At 42.6% G+C, this 340-nt stretch carries 1 protein-coding gene; it reads right to left on the bottom strand.

Annotated features, from left to right (window positions below):
• Positions 1-146: 146 nt before the first annotated feature.
• Positions 147-340, bottom strand: a 194-nt coding sequence (locus tag ACK59Z_RS25935; protein ID WP_409294007.1) for a hypothetical protein, incomplete at its 5' end; no start/stop codon positions are given.

Raw genomic sequence — 340 nt, 5'->3', positions numbered from 1 at the left:
ACGGACTTGGCTCAAACGGATCCCATTCAAACTCACTACAATTAAAAAAACCTGACATCACGATTGGGCAGCCACTGCCCTGCGGATCATAGCGCAAAACGTAATAATTGGAACCACTCACAAAAGCCTCCCAGTGATCGCATCCACTACAAAGTATTATTCTCCAGTCTTTCTCTCGCGAAACTCTGGATTTTACCTATACCTAATACCAATTGCGTATCAAAAACCTTACCAGCCCTAAAGGCGTCATTCAAAGCAGAAATCTTAGACTCAATGACCTTAGTATATTTAGCATGACTTGACCAATGCCCTGGCAGATCAATGTTTTGCGTTAGCTTCT

This window comes from Pseudomonas sp. KCJK9058, from assembly GCF_046230975.1.
Classification (GTDB): Bacteria; Pseudomonadota; Gammaproteobacteria; order Pseudomonadales; family Pseudomonadaceae; genus Aquipseudomonas; species Aquipseudomonas alloputida.
Note: the sequence above shows the minus strand (reverse complement) of the source record. Positions and strands in the feature narration are given on the sequence as shown.